Source organism: Streptococcus suis (assembly GCF_002960445.1).
Lineage (GTDB): Bacteria > Bacillota > Bacilli > Lactobacillales > Streptococcaceae > Streptococcus > Streptococcus hyiners.
In genome coordinates this window covers 1-548 of sequence record NZ_POJD01000140.1, presented here as the reverse complement: position 1 = coordinate 548, position 548 = coordinate 1, and the positions used below count along the sequence as shown (strand labels likewise).

At 40.7% G+C, this 548-nt stretch carries 1 protein-coding gene and 1 pseudogene; both read right to left on the bottom strand.

Annotated elements, in window-relative coordinates; genetic code table 11:
* A pseudogene (locus C1G53_RS03785) lies at positions 1-108 on the bottom strand (phosphate transport system regulatory protein PhoU); the annotation flags it as partial.
* Between the two features lie 28 nt (positions 109-136).
* Positions 137-548, bottom strand: a 412-nt coding sequence (locus tag C1G53_RS03780) for an ATP-binding cassette domain-containing protein (protein ID WP_153046657.1), incomplete at its 5' end; no start/stop codon positions are given.

The window sequence follows — 548 nt, the reverse complement described above, 5'->3', positions numbered from 1 at the left end:
TGTAAAGGCACGAACAGCATTATTAATCTGAGCCAATACTTCATTTCCCATGGCGTAAAATTGGTTATGAAGTTTTCCTAATTCCTCTTCAAATTGAGCTCTTAACATGTGAACCTCTTTCTTTTTCTTATAGGCCTTAGCCGAACTTACCTGTAATATAGTCTTCTGTTTCTTTATTGGCAGGATTCAAGAACATTTCTTTTGTCAAATTGTATTCTATCAAATCGCCATCAAGGAAGAAACCTGTTCGATCTGAAATACGTGATGCCTGTTGCATAGAACGTGTTACTAGCACCATTGTATACTTATCTTTCAGACCATAAAGTGTGTCCTCAATTTTACCAGCTGAGATCGGGTCAAGGGCTGAAGTTGGCTCATCCAACAAAATAATTTTGGGGCTTGTTGCCAATACACGGGCCACACATACACGTTGCTGCTGACCACCTGAAAGTCCAACTGCTGAGTCATGCAAGCGATCTTTCACTTCATTCCAAATAGAAGCACCAATCAAGGAACGCTCAACTGCTTCGTCCAAGACCTGCTTATCG